This window comes from Frankia sp. Allo2, from assembly GCF_000733325.1.
Classification (GTDB): domain Bacteria; phylum Actinomycetota; class Actinomycetes; order Frankiales; family Frankiaceae; genus Frankia; species Frankia casuarinae.
Map to the genome: position 1 here is coordinate 75596 of NZ_JPHT01000002.1, position 17470 is coordinate 93065.

Annotated in this window: 14 protein-coding genes; 12 read left to right on the top strand and 2 right to left on the bottom strand. The window is 70.2% G+C overall.

Going from position 1 to position 17470, the window contains the following annotated elements:
- Window positions 1–48 precede the first annotated feature (48 nt).
- The 5 genes from ALLO2_RS02600 to ALLO2_RS02620 all read left to right on the top strand — a co-directional run bounded on the left by ALLO2_RS02600 (window position 49) and on the right by ALLO2_RS02620 (window position 6172).
- A complete protein-coding gene (locus ALLO2_RS02600; protein WP_011434925.1) occupies window positions 49–954 on the top strand; it encodes a carbohydrate ABC transporter permease in 906 nt (301 codons plus the stop codon).
- Window positions 951–1916 (top strand): carbohydrate ABC transporter permease, encoded by a 966-nt coding sequence (locus ALLO2_RS02605; protein WP_023839830.1) that lies wholly within the window; start codon window positions 951–953, stop codon window positions 1914–1916. Before ALLO2_RS02600 ends, ALLO2_RS02605 begins: the two co-directional genes overlap by 4 nt.
- Window positions 1917–1928: 12 nt before the next feature.
- Entirely contained in the window at window positions 1929–3287 is a 1359-nt protein-coding gene (locus tag ALLO2_RS02610; RefSeq protein WP_035729490.1) for an extracellular solute-binding protein, read from the top strand.
- A 25-nt stretch (window positions 3288–3312) separates the two neighbouring features.
- Window positions 3313–4470, top strand: coding sequence for an ABC transporter ATP-binding protein (locus ALLO2_RS02615; RefSeq protein ID WP_035729491.1), 1158 nt, complete (start codon window positions 3313–3315; stop codon window positions 4468–4470).
- Between the two features lie 352 nt (window positions 4471–4822).
- The gene (locus ALLO2_RS02620) at window positions 4823–6172 is read left to right on the top strand and encodes a transcriptional regulator (RefSeq protein WP_011434929.1); all 1350 of its coding nucleotides are present in this window, start codon (window positions 4823–4825) and stop codon (window positions 6170–6172) included.
- Window positions 6173–6200: 28 nt separating this feature from the next.
- Here the strand turns inward: ALLO2_RS02620 and ALLO2_RS02625 are convergent, their stop codons facing one another.
- Complete coding sequence (locus tag ALLO2_RS02625; protein WP_011434930.1) at window positions 6201–7358, bottom strand: folate-binding protein YgfZ; 1158 nt, start codon at window positions 7356–7358, stop codon at window positions 6201–6203.
- A 542-nt stretch (window positions 7359–7900) separates the two neighbouring features.
- On the opposite strand from ALLO2_RS02625, the gene ALLO2_RS02630 reads away from it, so the two are divergent.
- The gene (locus tag ALLO2_RS02630) at window positions 7901–8638 is read left to right on the top strand and encodes a phosphoglyceromutase (protein ID WP_023839828.1); all 738 of its coding nucleotides are present in this window, start codon (window positions 7901–7903) and stop codon (window positions 8636–8638) included.
- Between the two features lie 217 nt (window positions 8639–8855).
- Here the strand turns inward: ALLO2_RS02630 and phoU are convergent, their stop codons facing one another.
- On the bottom strand, window positions 8856–9503 hold the full coding sequence (gene phoU, locus ALLO2_RS02635; protein ID WP_035729493.1) for a phosphate signaling complex protein PhoU: 648 nt from the start codon (window positions 9501–9503) through the stop codon (window positions 8856–8858).
- Between the two features lie 329 nt (window positions 9504–9832).
- On the opposite strand from phoU, the gene ALLO2_RS02640 reads away from it, so the two are divergent.
- The 6 genes from ALLO2_RS02640 to ALLO2_RS02665 form a co-directional block, all read left to right on the top strand.
- A complete protein-coding gene (locus ALLO2_RS02640; RefSeq protein ID WP_035729494.1) occupies window positions 9833–11110 on the top strand; it encodes an ATP-binding protein in 1278 nt (425 codons plus the stop codon).
- Between the two features lie 117 nt (window positions 11111–11227).
- On the top strand, window positions 11228–11908 hold the full coding sequence (locus tag ALLO2_RS02645; RefSeq protein WP_035729497.1) for a response regulator transcription factor: 681 nt from the start codon (window positions 11228–11230) through the stop codon (window positions 11906–11908).
- Window positions 11905–13005 carry a Ppx/GppA phosphatase family protein gene (locus tag ALLO2_RS02650; protein WP_369807765.1) on the top strand — a complete coding sequence of 367 codons (1101 nt, stop codon included), beginning with the start codon at window positions 11905–11907 and terminating at the stop codon, window positions 13003–13005. The genes ALLO2_RS02645 and ALLO2_RS02650 overlap by 4 nt, the downstream gene beginning before the upstream one ends.
- Before the next feature lie 271 nt (window positions 13006–13276).
- Window positions 13277–14203, top strand: coding sequence for a sugar phosphate isomerase/epimerase (locus ALLO2_RS02655; protein WP_157493256.1), 927 nt, complete (start codon window positions 13277–13279; stop codon window positions 14201–14203).
- A gap of 82 nt (window positions 14204–14285) precedes the next feature.
- Window positions 14286–15083 (top strand): class I SAM-dependent methyltransferase, encoded by a 798-nt coding sequence (locus tag ALLO2_RS02660; protein WP_011434937.1) that lies wholly within the window; start codon window positions 14286–14288, stop codon window positions 15081–15083.
- Window positions 15084–15481: 398 nt separating this feature from the next.
- A partial coding sequence (locus ALLO2_RS02665) for an acyltransferase (RefSeq protein ID WP_157493257.1) occupies window positions 15482–17470 on the top strand: 1989 nt, incomplete at its 3' end.

Genomic DNA, 17470 nt, shown 5'->3' on the forward strand with positions numbered 1-17470 from the left:
CACCCCCGTACCGGCATCCCGGCACAGGTGGGGCCAGGATGCATAACTGTGACGCGTGAGGCGGGTGATAGCCGGGCGGGCTGGCGAGCCGGGGTGTTGTTGCTGCCGGCGTTCGTGGGACTCGGTGTTTTCGTCATCGGGCCCGCATTGGTGTCGGCGTTCATCGCGGGCACGGACAAGACCCTGACGGGACCGCGTTTCGACTGGGTCGGCACGGCGAACCTGCGTACCGCTCTCTCCGACGCGGACCTGGCCGGCGCCGTGCGCAACACGCTGCTGTACTGCGCCCTCACGGTGGTACCCGCGATCGCGATCGGGCTGGCGCTCGCGCTGGCCGCCGAACGGGTGACCCATGGCCGGGCGCTGGTGCGATGTGCGCTGTTTCTTCCGGTCAGTGCGAATATTGTGGCCATGGCGGTCGTGTTTGCCTACATGTTCGACAGCAGCCCCGACGGTCTCGCGAACACCGTCGTCGGGCTGTTCGGGGTGGCTCCGGTCGACTGGCTCGGCGACACCTCGACCGCGTTGCCGGTGGTGGCCCTCGTCGGTGGTTGGCGGCTGACGAGCTTCGTCTTCGTCGTCTATCTCGCCGGGCTGACGGCGATCCCGAGATCGGTGTACGAGGCGGCGGACGTGGACGGCATCCACGGATTCGCCCGGCTGCGTCACATCACCCTGCCGCTGCTCGCCCCGACGACGATCTTCCTGGGGATGTTCGTCACCATTCTGACCCTGCAGACCTTCGAAACGGTCGCGGTGCTCACGAAAGGTGGCCCCCTGGACTCCAGCACGACGATCATTTACTACATTTACGAGGTCGGATTCACTGGATCGTTCCGCATCGGATATGCCTCGATGATCGCCCTGATGCTGTTTGTCGTGATCGTGGCACTGGGTGCCGCTGGTGGGCTGCTCGGGCGCCGCATCCGACGCACCCGGGAGGCCGCCGCGTGAGCGTCGACACCTCCAGTCCGGCGTCCGGGCCGACGCCCCGTGGCCACGCCGTGCGGCGAGCCTCGCGTCGGCGGGCCCCGCAACCGGGATCGGCGCCGGCGCGGATCCCGGCATCGCGGCGCGGTCGCCGCCGGTCACCGACCGGACCGACGATCGGGCGTCTCGTCCTGCTCACGATCGGCATCGTCGCGGCCGTCCTGCCCTTCGTCTGGATGGTGCGGACCGCCGTTGGGCCGCGGCAGACCGCGCTGGCGCTGACGTCGAACCCGATCCCGTCCAGCATCGACCTGAGCTCGTTCGACCGCGCCTGGTACGCCGGTGATCTCGGACCTGCCCTGCTCACGGGGGTGGCGGTGAGCCTGGCGATCCTCGCGTTGCAGCTCGTGACGGCGATCCCGGCCGCCTTCGCCTTCGCCTGTCTGCGCTTTCGCGGGCGTACGGCAGCCTTCGCGGTGGTGCTCGCCACCCTGCTGGTGCCGACCCAGATCACCGCCGTGCCGAACTACGTCACCATTTCCGCGCTCGGACTCGCTGACACCCGGGTCGGCCTGGTCCTGCCGTTCATGACACACGCGGCGATGATCTTCATGCTCCGGCAGTACATGAGTACCATCCCGGGGTCGGTCCTGGAAGCCGCGCGGATGGACGGGCTNGGTACCTGGCGGACGCTGTGGACGATCATCGTGCCGCTCGCCGCGCCCGCGATCGCCTCCGTATCGGTGTTCAGCTTCCTGTTGTCGTACAACGAGTACCTGTGGCCGCTGCTGGTCGCGCGGTCGCCGGACATCGCCNCCCCGCCGCTGGCGCTCGCGCGCCTGATGACCGACTCCTCCTCCGTCATTCCGGACTTCACCGAGCTCGCCGCGGCCGCGCTGATCATCAGCCTGCCGTCGCTCGTCGTCTTCGTCGCCGCCCAACGCCGTCTCGCCGCCGGAATTACCGGTACGGGTGCCGGTGCCTGAGAGGAAGAANGTGTGATCCGTATTCGCCGAATGCTGCCGCTGCCCGTCGCCGCCGCGATGATCATCCTGACCGCGTGCGGCGGCGGTGGTGACGCGAGCCCGGCAGACCCCGCGGAGAGCCTGCGCCCCACGGCCCGTCCAGCCGACGCCGGCGTCGACAACGTGGCGGGCGCCAAGGCGTCGCCCGCCTGCGTGGCCCAGGTCAAGACGCTGCGGATGTCCGCCGTCGGCACGCTCAACGACGTCGCGAAATCCGGCAAGGCCTATCTGGAGAAGGCGCATCCCGGCCTCACCGTGGACCTCAACACGAGTGCGCCGGACTACACCTCCCTCGTCCAGCAGATCAGCGCCGACCGCTCGGCCGGCCGTTCCGTCGACGTGGCGGTCGCCGGCTTCGACCTGCTCCCGACCTTCGCCCGGGACCTCGGCGCCCAGGAGCTCTCCCCGCGCCTGCTGNGCGCGTCCTACGACCAACGGCTGGTCGGCCTCGGGCAGGTCGCCGGGAAGCAGATCGGCATTCCCCAGCAGGTGTCGTCTCTGGCCCTGGTCTACAACCTCGACGTGCTGCAGAAGGCCGGCGTCGATCCGGCGACGCTGGGCACGACCGACGGGGTGATCGCCGCCGCCGACAAGATCAAGGCTTCGGGTCAGAATATCCAGCCCCTCGACCTGCCGACCGGCCAGCAGTTCGGGCAGTGGATCCTCAACACCCTGGCCAGCTCCAAGGGGACGCCGATCCAGGACGCGAACGGTCGGCCCGCCCTGAACACCCCGGCGGCCCGCGAGGCCGCCGCGTTCCTCGCGAAGGCCGCGAGCTACGGCACGCACTCCGCCGATCCGACCCAGCAGGGCCTGCTGCGGTTCGGCATCCGCCGGCAGACGGCGATGACCGCCGTGACGGTGGCCTCCGTGGCCGGCGGGCTGAAGTTCATCGCGGGGCAGGAGACGAAGGGTTTCCGGGCCGGCGCGGTCCCGTTCCCGACTCTGCCCGGCGGGACCCAGCACCCGGTCGCGGGCGGCAACGCGCTGACGGTCCTGTCCACCGACCGCTGCCAGCGGGAGATGGCGACCGAACTGGTCGTGTCGCTGCTTTCGCCGGACGTCGTGGCCGCGAGCACGGAGGCGTTGAGCTACATCCCGGTGGATACTCAGGCCGTCAGCCAGCTCGGGTCGTTCTACGAGACCTATCCGCAGCTCAAGCCGTTCAACGCGCTCATCCCCTCGCTGGTGAAGGCGCCGGCTTGGAGCGGGGCCCGCGGCGGGGAGGTCCCGAGCGCGATCTCGGACCAGGTGCAGCGCATCCTTAAGGGCGAGGACCCGGTCAGGGCCCTCGCCGCGGCCCAGAGCCAGGCTGTGGAACTCACCCGTTGACCGGCGGACGCCGCGGGAGAGACCGATGACCCGGATCACGGAACCGGCCGACGGACCCGCCGTGGTGACGGCCGCCACCGCGGGGGTGCCGATCGAGATCGACGGGCTGGGCCGGTCGTTCGGCCCGGTCCATGCGCTGCGCGACGTCACGCTGACGGTTGCGCCGGGGGAGATCGTCGCGCTGCTCGGACCGTCCGGCTCGGGCAAGTCGACGCTGCTGCGGATCTGCGCCGGGCTCGAGGAGCCGACGTCGGGTGATCTGCGTTTCGGCGCGGTCAGCCAGCTTGGCGTCGCACCCCACCGCCGGGACGTGTCCATGGTCTTCCAGCATTTCGCGCTCTACCCGCATCTGACGGCGCTGGAGAACCTCACTCTGGCGTTGCGTCACGGCCGCGGCCTGCCGAAGGCCGCGGCGGTGGCCCGGGCCCGTGAGACGCTGGACATGCTCGGCATCGGTGAGCTGGCAGCTCGCCGGCCCGCGAAGATGTCCGGGGGCCAGCGCCAGCGGGTCGCGATCGGCCGGGCACTCGCGNCCCGGGCCNGGGTGATCCTGTTGGACGAGCCGATGTCGGGGCTCGACGCCCAGCTCCGGGTCGATCTGCGGGTCGAGATCGTGGGCCTGCTGCGCCGGCTCGGCACCACCGCCCTGTTCGTCACGCACGACCAGGCCGAGGCGATGGCGGTCGGTGACCGGGTCGCGGTGCTCAGCGGCGGCCGGCTGCAGCAGATCGGGACGCCCGACGAGATCTACGACCGGCCCGCCACGCGCTTCGTCGCGGCGTTCATCGGCAGCCCGCCGATGAACGTCCGGGAGGGACGCTGGCATGACGGCCAACTGCACGGGGACGGATTCGCCCTGCCCGCCCCCGCCGGCGCGACGGCATTCGGAGTCCGGCCCGAGCACCTGGTCCTGGTGGCGGCGGCTTCCACTGGATCGGGATCGGTACCGGCGGACGCCGTGGTGGCGCCGGTGGCGCTGGCGTCGGACGCGCTGCGGGTAACCGGTGAGGTCGTGGTGAGCGAGCGGCTCGGGGCGGAGCGGACGGTGTACGTCCGGACCTCCGCCGGGGTGCTCGCCGTCAGGGTCGACGCCGCTGAGGTGCCCGGCGTGGGCATGCGGGTCACCCTGCGCGCACCGCTGTCCACCCTGACCTTCTTCGACGCCGCCGGCGCCCGGATCTGACGCGGCGCGGCCTCGATCCGCCGCAGCCGTCCCCCCTCCCACCCCGCGCGTCCAGTCGGATCGGCGCCGCGTGAATCGCGGAGGGGCCCTCCCCGTGGGCCTGTCCCCGGCTGCCCGACTCGGGAGAATTTCTGACCGGTCGACGTGGTCGCATTGGGTCAAAAAAATATAACACGCTTTTTTCGGACGCTCGGCGGACATGCGTGCAATCAGGGCCCGCCAGTGGTCCGGGAGTGACCTCTGTGCACGCATCGCACCGGAGTCGTCTCTTGGAGCACCAAGATGTCGCGACATAGCGTTAGTAGGTACTCACGGAAGTGCCCCTGGAGATGCGACTGCGAGGAGATCGTCGATGCTGACGGATAACGCTCATGCCTGCACTCATCCGCTTGCGTTCATCCGAGCCCAGCGCGGGTGGTCCTACCAGCGTCTGGCGCGGGTCGTGGCCCGCCGCGCACGTGACCTCGGGGTGGCGAACATGGCCGCCGAGCGGCAGAAGGTCTGGCGCTGGGAGCACCGTGGGGTCGTGCCCGACCGGGTGTCCCAGCTCGCGCTCGCCGCGGAGCTCGGCGTGCCCAACGATCGCCTGGAGTCGCACCCCTGGCCCGCGTGGCTACCGACCGGCGACGCGGTGCGCACCGAGTACCCGTGGACGCCGGGTGGCAGCATAACCTCGATCATGGACGTCGTCGAGGACGCGCTCTCCGACCGCCGCGGCTTCCTGACGATCACTGGGACCGGGGTGGCGGAACTCGCGACGCAGTGGCTCGGCATGGAACCGGCCCGGCTGGCGGCGGCCCTGAACGGGGGACGGGTCGACGACCAGATCGTGAACCGGATCGAGCACAACATCCCCGGGCTACGGGTCATGGATGAGCGGCTCGGTGGGGAGAGCGTGCGCCGGCTGGTCGACGCCGAGCTCGGCGTGGTGGCGGACCTGCTGGCGCGCGGATCCTATACCGAGCACGTGGGCCGTCACCTGCATCTGGTGGCCGCGGAGCTCGCCCGGTTCGCGGGATGGGTCTCGTTCGACGCCGGCTTCCAGACGGCCGCCCAGCGGTACTGGATCACCGCGCTGCATGCCGCGCACGCCGGCGGGGACCGCATGCTCGGTGCGAACGTGCTGAAGAACATGTCCCTGCAATGCGTGGACTTCGCCCGCCCACGGGAGGCGGTGGATCTGGCCGAGGCCGCCGTGGCCAGCGCCGGGGGGGCGTCCGGTCGCGTCGGCGCCATGCTGCACATGCGGCGGGCCCGTGCCCATGCCGCGCTCGGGGAGGCCAGCGCCTGCGCGCAGGCGCTGGCCTGCTCGGAGGAAGCGATGGTCACCGCGCGGCCTGAGGAGCCCGCCTGGTCGTCCTACTTCGACGAGGCCGAGTACCAGGCGCAGATCGGCAGCTGCTACATCGATCTCGGTCACCTCGCGCAGGCGGACCGGTGGCTGGAACGCTCCCTGGCGATCCAGCCGGACTCCCGGGCCCGGGACCGGGCCACCTACCTGCTTCGGTGGGCCGCGGTCCAGATGGATCTCGGTAACGTCGATCACGGGTGCGAGCTGACCCGCCAGGCCCTGCCGATGCTGGCGGCGACGCGATCCAAGCGCAACGCCCGCCGGGCCGACGAGCTGCGCCGCCGGCTGCGGCGGCACGGCACCGACCCGGCGGTGCGGGAACTCGATCAGATCCTCGCCCGGACTGTCTGAGCCGGCCGGAACCCGAGCCGGCCGGGAATCAGGAACGCAGCCGCCCGGCGGGACGCTTCGGCGCCGTCGTGGCTGGCTCGTCGTCCGGATCGATCGCGGCGGCCAGCGGCGCGCCGTCGGGATCGGCGACGACGAGGGAGGCATCCGTCGGCACGGACCGCTTGATCACCGCCAGGGCGATGGGGCCGAGTTCCTCGTGGACCTCGGAGCTGCCGACAAACCCGACCTCGCGCCCGCCGACCGTGACGGTGGAACGGGGCGCCGCCACCGTGCCGTCGAGATGCAGCAGCACCAGCCGCCGCGGCGGGCGACCGAGGTTGTGCACCCGGGCGACGGTTTCCTGCCCGCGGTAGCAGCCCTTGTCCAGGTGCACGGCGCTCGCCAGCCACCCCACCTCGTGCGGAATGGTGCGATGGTCGGTCTCCCGGCTGAGCCGGGGCCGTCGGGAGGCGATGCGCATGGCGTCGAAGGCGGACAGCCCGGCCAGACCCGCCCCGGCGGCGCGCAGCCGCTCGACGGTGCCGGTCAGGTCGGCCCGGCCGACGAGGAGGTCGACGCCGTGGGGCATCCGCCGGACCAGCGTGCCCGTCCCGGTACGGCCGACCGGGTAGGGACCGGTGATCGGCGCCCCGACCGGGCCGGGTGCCTGTGGTTCGGGCAGGCCCGGGCCGGGCGCGCCGTCACCCGGCCCGCCCAGTGCCGCGGCCGCGACCTGCGCGGCCCTTGGCCCGAGCACGCTGAGCACCGCCGTCACCGCGCCGAGGTCCGCTGGCTCCACTCGGAGCATGAAGCGCATCGACTCCAGGTAGCGCAGCAGGATGCCGCCGGTGCCGGGCTCGACGTCCACCCAGGTGGACGTGCCGTCGTCGGCGAGGACGAGATGGTGTTCGACGTGGCCGTGCGGGGAGAGCACCAGCGCCTCGGTGCCCCGCAGCGCGCCCAGCGCGGACAGATGCTGAGAGGTGATGCTGTGCAGCCAGGAGAGCCGGTCGGGGCCGGAGACGCGCAGCACGTCCCGATGTGATCTGTCGACGACGGCGGCACCGCCGCGCACCGCGCGCTGTTCCCGTAGCGGATCGCCGTAGTGGGCGGCGACCGCGTCGTCTTCGGCAGTGCCGGCCACCGCACCCGGCAGGCCGAGCAACGGGGAGAGCGAGGCGGGCGTCGTGAGGGACCCTGCGGTCATGGGACTCAGTCTAGGTCCCCGTGGCGTGCCTCGGCCGGGTCCGCGCACGGTTCGGCTGTGGCCCCGGGCCCGCGCGGGTGGCCTGGCTGTTCCGACCGGCCGGTGTCAGGAGCGTCCCATCAACGCGCGCGGAAAAGCCGTTGCGATGCGCCCCTGGGTCCGCGTAGCGTCACGGGTACACGAGAAGGGAGGTGGTCCAGGCTTTGTATGCTCATAGGACTCGTGAGGTGGCTGTCCGCTAGCCGGTCTCGTGGTCCTCACCTCTAGCCGGGTGGCCCATGGGCACCGGCACCGGCGAGAACCAGGCAGACACCCGACCCCCGGGCGCCGTCGCAAGTCCCGACGGCCCGCCTCCGCTTCGCGCGGCGGCGGAGCGCCCGGGGGTCGTTCAGTTCCGGATGAATTCCTGTCGTGCCGCCGGATTCCTGTCCTGCCGCCGGGTGACAACCGGTCGCCGGCACGACCGGCCCCGAGCCGGGGAGTCACAGGCAACAACCGGCAATGCTGGCCGAGCGGGCCGCCGAGCGGGCAGGATCTCGGGTATGCCGACGCTCGTCCTGCTCCGCCACGGTGAGAGCATTTGGAACCGCGAAAACCTGTTCACCGGCTGGGTGGACGTTGATCTTTCCGAGAAGGGTGCCAAGGAGGCCACTCGCGGGGGTGAGCTGCTGCGGGAGTCCGGCGTCCTGCCGGACGTGGTGCACACGTCCCTGCTGACCAGGGCGATCCGCACCGCCTGGCTGGCGCTGGATGCCGCCGGGCGCACCTGGGTTCCGGTTCGCCGCACCTGGCGGCTCAACGAGCGGCACTACGGCGGCCTGCAGGGCCTGAACAAGGCGGAGACGCTGGAGAAGTTCGGCGCGGAGCAGTTCCAGCTCTGGCGTCGCTCCTATGACACGCCGCCGCCGGAGATCGGTCCGGAGCAGGTCAGCGGGGTGGACGAGCGCTATGACGACCTTGCCCCCGACGTCATCCCGCGGACCGAGTGCCTCGCCGACGTCGTTGCCCGGATGCTGCCCTACTGGTACGACGCGATCGTGCCGGACCTGCGGACCGGCCGTACCGTCCTGGTGGCGGCGCATGGCAACTCGCTGCGCGCCCTGGTGAAGCATCTCGATCACATCAGCGACACTGACATCGCCGGGCTCAACATCCCCACCGGCATCCCGCTGCGCTACGAGCTGGACGACCAGCTGGGTGTGGTGAGCTCGGGGTACCTCGACCCCGACGCCGCGGCGCTCGCCGCGGCCGCCGTCGCCGCGCAGGGCACCAAGAAGTAGTCAGAAAAGCAATCAAGAAGATAGTCGAGGCTAAAAATAGTCGGGACTATAATCATATAGTCCCGACTGAGTCATATAGTCCCGACCGGCCCGTGCCATCATCGCGGGCCATCACGGGCAGCCGCCGTAGCGCCGGCGGGATGCACGCGGGGAACCGTCGGGCCGTGCGTGGGGGCCACGCCCGCGCGAGACCGGGGGCGGATCTCCCCGGGTGCCCTCACGCGCCGCTGGAATCCCCGGTGACCAGGTAGAGCACCCGGCGGGCGACCGAGACCGCATGGTCGGCGTACCGCTCGTAGTAGCGGCCGCAGAGAGTGATGTCGATCGCCGCCTCCATCCCGTGCGGCCAGGGCTTCTCGATCAGTATGTGGAACAGGGCGCGGTGCAGCCCGTCCATCGCGTCGTCGTCGGCCTCCAGCTGCTTGGCGAGGTCGGTGTCCCGGNTGGCGATCACCGATCCGGCCTTCGCGACGATGCGCTGCGCGACCTGCCCCATCTCCAGCAGGGTCGCCCGGAGCTCCGGCGGGACCGCCCGGCCCGGGTAGCGCCGGCGGGCGACCTTCGCCACGTGCAGGGCGAGGTCGCCCATCCGCTCCAGGTCGGCGACGATCCGCAGCGTGGCCACCATCATCCTCAGATCGGTGGCGACCGGGGCCTGGCGGGCCATCACGTCGAAGGCCCGCTCCTCGATCTCGTTGCGCAGCAGGTCGACCGTCTCGTCTCCGCTGATGACGTTCTCGGCGAGTTGGAGATCGGCGTCGAGGAGAGCGGTGGTGGCCCGGGCCATGGCCGAGGCGACCAGGTTGGTCATCTCGATCAGGGACCGGTTGATGCTGTCGAGTTCGTCGGTGAAGGCGTCCCGCACGGACGGCTCCTTCTCATTCGGTGGGGGATCGAGGGGTCAGAGATCCTGAGGGATTGATTCGATCATGGTGCTTCTGGGTACTTGCGTCGCTCCGGTTCTGACGATGATGCGGACCTCTCGCTCTCTGGTGAACATTGACGATGGGTCTGATGAACAGCTAGCGACGATCGGCGGTGGAGGCTTGCAGAGCAATACCTAGGTGGCATGCGGACACCTAGCATGCGGCGAGTGGGTGACAGGTCGGCGGATGCCATGACAACCGGTACACACCGCATCCGCGGCTCGTGCAGGTCGGCAGGCCGTACAGGGTGAGCGGACGATGGTGGACGATGACAGCGGTGCCTGGAACAGCCGGTTCGACGACTGACCTGACTACTGGTTCGGCGTCCGGCGGGGACACCGGCGGCATGACCTTGCCGGCAAGGCTCGTGCGTCGGGTGATCGCCGGCCTGCCGACCGGTCTGCTCGTCCTCGACGCCGCGGACCGGGTGGTCCTGGTGAACATGGTCGCGCGACGTATGGGTGTGGTCGCCGCCGACGAGATCGCGGTGGCGGAGCTGGCCGATCTCGTCCGGGCCACCCGGCTCGCGGGCAGTGACCAGGAGCGGCAGCTTGAGCTGCCGCCCGTCCCCGAGCCCCCCCTCACCCGTCCCCGACCGGACCAGGAGGGGCTGGCGGTGCGTGCCCGGGCCCGGCTGCTGGACTCGTCCGGTCATGTCGCCGTCATCGTGGATGACATTACCGAGTCGCGTCGGGTCGAGGCCGTCCGTCGGGACTTCGTGGCNAACATCAGCCACGAGCTCAAGACGCCGGTCGGTGCGTTGCACGTCCTCGCCGAAGCGGTCGCCGCGGCCTGCGAGGACCCGGTGGCAGTCCGCCGGTTCGCCTCCCGGATGACCCACGAATCGACCCGGCTCGCCCGTCTTGTTCAGGAGATCATCGATCTCTCCCGGCTGCAGGGCGCCGATCCGCTGCCCAACCTGCGGCCGATGCGGGCGTCCGCGGTGCTCACCGAGGCGGTCGACCGCACCCGGCTGGCAGCGCAGGCCCAGGCGATCTCGGTTGCGGTGATCGGCGACGGTGACCTGCCGGTGTGTGGGGATGAGGGCCAGCTCGTGACCGCCGTCGCGAACCTGCTCGACAATGCGATCAGCTACTCGCCGCGTGGCACCCGGGTTGTGCTCGGGGTTCGGCGCAGCGGTGAGACCGTGGAGATCTCCGTCGCCGACGAGGGCATCGGGATCGCGGAGAAGGACCTGGAACGGGTCTTCGAACGCTTCTATCGGGCGGATCCGGCGCGATCCNGCGCGACCGGTGGGACCGGCCTGGGGCTCGCCATCGTCAAGCACATCGCGACCAATCACGGCGGCGTGGTCTCTGTGTGGAGCGCCGAGGGCGCGGGTTCCACCTTCACGCTCCGGTTGCCGCTGTTCACCGGCGACGATGACGATGCGATGACGGACGGCTCGGACGAAACCCGCGAGGATGACGGGGTGGATGGCTTCGACGTCGTCGGGGCCGATGCCGACGCCCGCGGTCGGGGCGATGGTGAACATCATGGCGATGGTGAACATCATGGCGATGATGAACTCGGTGGCGGTTCGTGAACGGTGAACGGTATCGGTCATGACCGGTAGACGCGGCGGGTCCACCCGTCCCATCGACGGTAACAGGAAGCGGTCCGGGTCGGCCGGTCCGTCCAACGTAACAAGGGGAGCGAACAGGTGACCCGGCTGCTCGTGGTCGAGGACGAGGAGTCCTTCTCCGACGCGTTGTCGTTCATGTTGGAACGGGAGGGCTTCGAGGTGGGGGTCGTCGCCGACGGCCCCAGCGCGTTGGCCGAGTTCGATCGGCGGGGGGNTGATCTTGTCCTGCTGGACCTCATGCTGCCGGGGCTGTCGGGCACGGAAGTGTGCCGAACCTTGCGAACCCGTTCCACTGTGCCGATCATCATGCTGACCGCTCGGGACAGCGAGATCGACAAGGTGCTCGGGCTGGAACTCGGAGCGGACGACTACGTCACGAAGCCGTTCTCCGCCCGGGAGCTGGTGGCGCGGATCCGCGCGGTGCTGCGGCGGCGGTCGGAGAACGAGGAGGTGGGGGACGCGACGTTGGAGGCCGGCCCGGTCCGGATGGACGTTGAGCGCCATGTCGTCACCGTCGACGGGACCACGGTCACCCTGCCGCTCAAGGAGTTCGAGCTGTTGGAGATGTTCCTGCGCAACGCGGGCCGGGTGCTGACCCGGGGCCAACTGATCGACCGGGTCTGGGGGTCGGACTACGTCGGCGACACCAAGACCCTGGATGTCCACGTCAAACGACTGCGGACAAAGATTGAGCACGAACCCGGCAACCCGCGGCACCTGGTGACCGTCCGGGGACTGGGATACAAGTTCGAGCCGTGACCCCGGCGGTCGCGGCCGGAGGGAACGGTGAAGAGGTGCTCGGTGGCGTGCGTCCGGGTGCGTGGTTTCCGAAGATCGTGGCGCAGCCCGACGCCGCCGTCGCCCCGGGACGGCAGGCGGCCGTGGTGAGTCCGCTCCCGGCGGGTCCACATCCCGGTCCAATGCGTCTCGGTGTGATCGACATCGGCTCGAACACCGTCCACCTGCTTGTCGTGGACGCGCACCGGGGCGGCCAGCCGCAGCCGGCCGCCAGCGTGCGCGTGCCGTTGCGGCTGGTGGAACTGCTCGACGCGGACGGGGCGCTGGACGCCGCTGGAGAGCGCGCCCTGACCTCCTGCGTCCTGGACATGCGCCAGCAGGCCGACGCGCTCGGGGTCCACGATCTGGCGGCCTTCGCCACGTCGGCGTTGCGGGACGCCACCAACGGAGAGGCGGTCCTGCGCCGGGNGGGCGAGGCCACCGGGGNCTCCATCGGCGTCCTGCCCGGGGAGGAGGAGGCCAGGTTGACCTTCCTCGCCGTCCGCCGGTGGTTCGGCTGGAGCGCCGGCCGGTTGCTGGCGTTGGACATCGGCGGTGGTTCCCTGGAGATCGGCGCCGGCATGCACGAGGACCCCGAGGTGGTCGCATCCCTGCCGCTTGGCGCGAGCCGGCTGACCCGGGACTGGCTGGCCCCGAGCGACCCGCCCAAGCGGTCCGAGCTCAGCGAGCTGCGCCGTTACGTCCGGTCCCAGATCGCGCCGATCGTGGGCACCATCTATCCCCTGGGGGAGCACACGAGGGCGGTGGCGACGTCGAAGACCTTCCGGTCGCTGGCTCGGATCGCCGGTGCGGAGTCCTACAGCCGCGGTCCCTATACCCGCAGGGTGCTGCGCCGGGACGACCTCGTGGAGGTGACGGCCAAGGTGTGCCGGATGTCGGTCGAGGAGCGCGCGGCGCTGCCGGGCGTCTCCGCCTCCCGGGCGGCCCAGTTGGTCGCGGGGGCGGTCGTCGCGGACGAGGCTCTCGATCTGTTCGCCATCGACGAGGTGGAGATTTGCCCCTGGGCCCTGCGCGAAGGGGTGATCCTGCGCCGCCTGGACTGGCTCACCTCATCCTGACGCCGGAGCGATGAACTCCCTTCACCTGGCAGAGGGTGAGATGAACCTTGCAGAAAGTGTTCTTGATGCGCGTAATTGCCCGATGTGGCCGTTGTCACGGGCGATATGAAGGTTCCGACCGTCATCCCGCGGATGTCTGTGCGGGCGGGGCCGCGGAGATGGCCTAGCCTGGGAGATGAGGTCGGTCGTGACGGCCAACCCCCGGCTCGCGCGGCAGGGAGACGGATTGCAGGCATGGCGTGACGACGCGCGGTCGGTGTCGCCGACCGCGATGGCTCCCGCCCCGATCTCGTCCGGTGGGGTCGCGGGCGGTTCGGGGCCCGGTGGTGGCGGTAGCTCCTCGCTCATTGTCCCGCGCGGAGCGCCCGAGCTGGCCACGACCGCTCCGGGTGCCCGCGTGGCGCTCTCAACGGCCTCGNCCTATCCCGAGNCCACCGCCTCGGCCTTCGAGATGGCGGCGCGGCTGGGGTATGACGGGGTCGAGATCATGGTCTGGACCGATCCGGTTAGCCAGGATCCGCAGGCGCTGAAGCGGCTGATGGACTATCACGGCATCCCGATTCTGGCCATTCATGCGCCGTGCCTGCTGCTCACCCAGCGGGTCTGGGGTACGGATCCATGGGCGAAGCTGGTGCGGGCCCGTACCGTAGCCGAGACGCTCGGCGCGTCGACGGTCGTCGNCCNCCCGCCGTTTCGCTGGCAGCGAGACTATGCCCGCGAGTTCGTGACGGGCATCGAGCGGATGGCCGGCGAGACCGACATCCGCTTCGCGGTGGAGAACATGTTCCCGCTGCGGGCGCGGGGGCGGGAGGTCTCCGCCTATGCCCCGGACTGGTCCCCGGTCGAAGACGACTACGCGCATGTCACCCTCGACCTGTCGCACACGAGTGTGTCCCGCTCGGACCCGCTCGAGATGGCCGAGCTTCTCGGCGAGCGGCTGGTCCACGTGCACATGGCCGATGGTCTGGGCTCGGCCAAGGACGAACATCTCGTCCCCGGTCGTGGCACGCAGCCCTGTGCGGAGCTGCTTGAACTGCTGGCCGCCGGCGGTTTCGACGGCACCGTGGTGGTCGAGATCAATACCAGGCGGGCCGAGTCGCGTGCCCAGCGCGAGGCCGAGCTCGCCGAGGCGCTGGCGTTCACCCGTCTGCACTTCGCCGCACCGTCCGCCGCAGGACTCCGATCCACCTACGGCTGATCCACCTACGGCTGATCCGCATCCGGGTCCACCGCCGGCTGACCCACCTCCGGGGCTGACACCGTTCCCGTGGCTCGCCGCCATGGTCGAGTGCCACCATGACGCAGTGTCCGTCCCTTCTGGTCGTACTCCCACCGGCTCGCTGTTCGACCCGTTGGCGGATGCCTACGCCGCGGCCAGGCCGAGCTATCCCGACCACATCTTCCGTGACGTCGAGCGGTTCCTCGGGCGGCCGCTGCGCGGCGCGGACGTGCTTGACGTCGGCGCCGGGACCGGCATCGCCACGCGTCTGCTGATCGGCCGGGGCGCGCGGGTGGTACCGGTGGAACCCGGGCCGACCATGCTGGCGCGGTTGCGCCAGCGCAGCCCCGGACTGCCCGCGGTGCGCGGGGACGGGGAGGCGTTGCCCTTCCGGGACCAGGTCGTCGACCTGGTCTGCTATGCCCAGGCATGGCACTGGGTACAGGTACTGACCGCCGCGGCCGAGGCCGCCCGCGTGCTGCGGCCCGGCGGAGCCCTCGCCGTGTGGTGGAACGACGTCGACGCCGAGGAGTACCGGTGGTGGCAGTGCCAGCAGGAACGGCTCGAGCGGATGAACCCCGGATATCACCGCGGGTACCGTGCGCGACCGTTCGCCGACGAGTTGCGGTGGACCGGCCACTTCAGGGAGGTTGTCACCCTGACCGGCCGGTGGCGGCGCCGGATTAACATCGATGACTACCTCACCTGGCAGCGGTCGAAGTCCTACGTCGCGGCCATCGGCGATCGCCTCGACGATTTCCTTGACGCGGAGCGTCGCACGATGCTGCGCGCCTTTCCTGACGGTGTCGTCGTCGAGCCGTTTCGTACGCTCCTGGTGATTGCCCAGGTTCCCGAGTAGCGCGCGGGAGAGACAGCGTGGGCGCCTCTGCCGAGGCTCTCCCGTCCGGTGATCTTCCCCTTTCTCTGACGCGCTGTGACGCCATGGTTCGGCCGATGTGACTTCGTAATGAACCGTGCGCACAGCGTCGCTTTTGGGGTGGCGTTGTTTTGTGGCCACCGGTACCTGCCTTGTCCCGAATTTTCCGATCCGTTAGTCTTGCGTCATTCGCACAGTGATGTCTGACTTCGCTGGCGTAGCGGAGTGATACGGGTACCCGTATCCGGGTCATTGGTCCGACCGGCGGCATGGTTTGGGAGCGACTCACGCTCGGGTTATCGCGGCACCGTACGGTCACCCTGAGTGTCGGGTGTCGGTGCCGGGACTGCCGACGCCCGATGGAGGAGGCGACGGTCATCATGCGGCTTGCCCCGCAGCAGACTGAGGCGACAGGGATAACGAGGATAACGCGCGACGGCACCCCGGCTGGCTGGGAGCCGCCGGCCGGGCCGGCGGCGGCCGCCGCGGCGAAGTTCGCGTACAACCCGGCGCTGGACGGGCTGCGGATCGTCTGTATCTACACCATCCTCGCCGGCCACATGGGTGCGATCCAGGCCAGCAACGTCGCCGTCGACGTCTTCTTCGTGCTGAGTGGATTTCTTATCACCACGCTCCTGCTGACCGAACACAGCCGGACCGGGACGATCTCGGTGAGTCGATTCCTGGTGCGCCGGGCCTACCGGCTGATGCCCGCGATGTGGGTGTACCTGCTCGTCGGGCTCGCGGTGACGGTGGCGTTCAAATGGAACGACATCCCCTTCCGGGACGACTACGTCGGGAGTGCGCTCTCCGCCTTTTTCAATGTCAACAACTGGTACAAGGTCCTGCATCCTGCCGCCGGTGGGCGATGGTTGGCCCACGTGTGGTCCCTGTCCCTGGAGGAGCAGTTCTATCTCCTGTGGCCGGGGCTGTTCCTGATTGTCAGCCGCTCGGACCGGTTCCGGGCGCACCTGCTGAAGATGCTTTTCGCCATGATCGCCTTCGCGGCGGTCTGGACCTGGACCGTGGCCGCCGGCGGCGCCCCGCACTCGCGGGTGTACCTCGCGCTGGACACGCACGTCGCACCGCTGCTGATCGGCTGTCTGCTGGCGGTCTGGCGTGACACCCGCCTGCGCGCCCTCGTCGCCGAGGAGCCGGACCTGGCCGCGCCGCGCCGCCGCCGGCACGCCCAGCAGATCGGCACGATGACCCCTGNCACGGCGGCGACGGTCGAGCGTTGGCGGGCGGGCCGTCGGATCGCCGATCTCGGCTTCGTCGCGGGGATCGGATTGATCTTCTTCGCCTTCCTTGGGCCGAACAAGGACGGTTATGACGCCAACTGGCTCGACCATGCCGCCTACCTGCCCAGCGCCCTGCTCGGTGCCGTGGTCATCCTGGGCGCCGACCTGCGCCGCGACGCCGGCTGGGTCCGCCTGCTCGGCAGTCCACGGATGGCCTTCCTCGGTAAGATCACCTTCAGTATCTACCTCTGGCACTATCCGGTGATCTCGGTTGCGAACGGGCAGCTGGTGCCCCGGATCGGGCTGTGGCCGTCGGTTGTCGTGGCGGCGGCGGTCAGCACGTTCATCGCGTACTTCTCGAACCGGTTCGTGGAGAAGCCTGCGCAGCGTGCCCGACCCCCGTGGGCCGACACCCCCCGTGGGCCCGCGCCGGGCGCGATCCCGGCGGCGCGGCCCGCTCCCGGAGACGACATTGGACCCGGCGCCGCCACCTGGGCGCGCATTCCCGAACCGGCCCGGGAGCCCGACCGCGGACGGTTCTCGCACCCGGCCGTCCCGCGGGCCGGCCGGTACGAGGGCCACCGGCACCACCGGTCCTGGGACCGGACCGGTGAATCCGGACAGCGTTACCGGCCTGACGGGGACCGCCGGGCCGCCGGGCTGTACACCCTTGACGAGGTGTATCCGGCTGGCGAGCCAGACCGGCCGGCACGCGTCGCGTCGGCCACGACCGGTCGGTCTGATCGGCTGGATCACGACCGGCCCGGCGATCCGCCCGGGGCCCGGTCGCGGGGTGGCTGGTCGGGCGACGGTGGCTGGTCGGGCGACGGTGGCTGGTCGTCGTACGAGGTCGGGTCCGATCAACCGGCGGGTGGCCCGGACGATGCCGATGAATGGGGTGATGAATGGATCGATGAGGGCTACGTCCGTCCTTGGCCGGGGTACGGGTACGGACTCACCGAGACCGCCGACCTGTCGTGGGCGGTGCGAGGCCGGCAAAACGGCGGCGAGGAGGCGCAGCGGCCGGCGGCCACGGACCGGGCATACACCGCCGAAATAATCTACGATCCTCGATCCGTCGTCGGCCGGCGGGGCGAACGTCACGAGCCCTGGACGGGTCACGAGCCC

Excerpts from the sequence above, each read along its gene's own strand:
- ALLO2_RS02630 (WP_023839828.1), top strand. The coding sequence starts at position 7,901 with ATGCCGACGCTCGTCCTGCTCCGCCACGGTGAGAGCATTTGGAACCGC.
- ALLO2_RS02625 (WP_011434930.1), bottom strand. The coding sequence starts at position 7,358 with ATGACCGCAGGGTCCCTCACGACGCCCGCCTCGCTCTCCCCGTTGCTC.
- ALLO2_RS02620 (WP_011434929.1), top strand. The coding sequence starts at position 4,823 with ATGCTGACGGATAACGCTCATGCCTGCACTCATCCGCTTGCGTTCATC.
- ALLO2_RS02660 (WP_011434937.1), top strand. The coding sequence starts at position 14,286 with ATGGTCGAGTGCCACCATGACGCAGTGTCCGTCCCTTCTGGTCGTACT.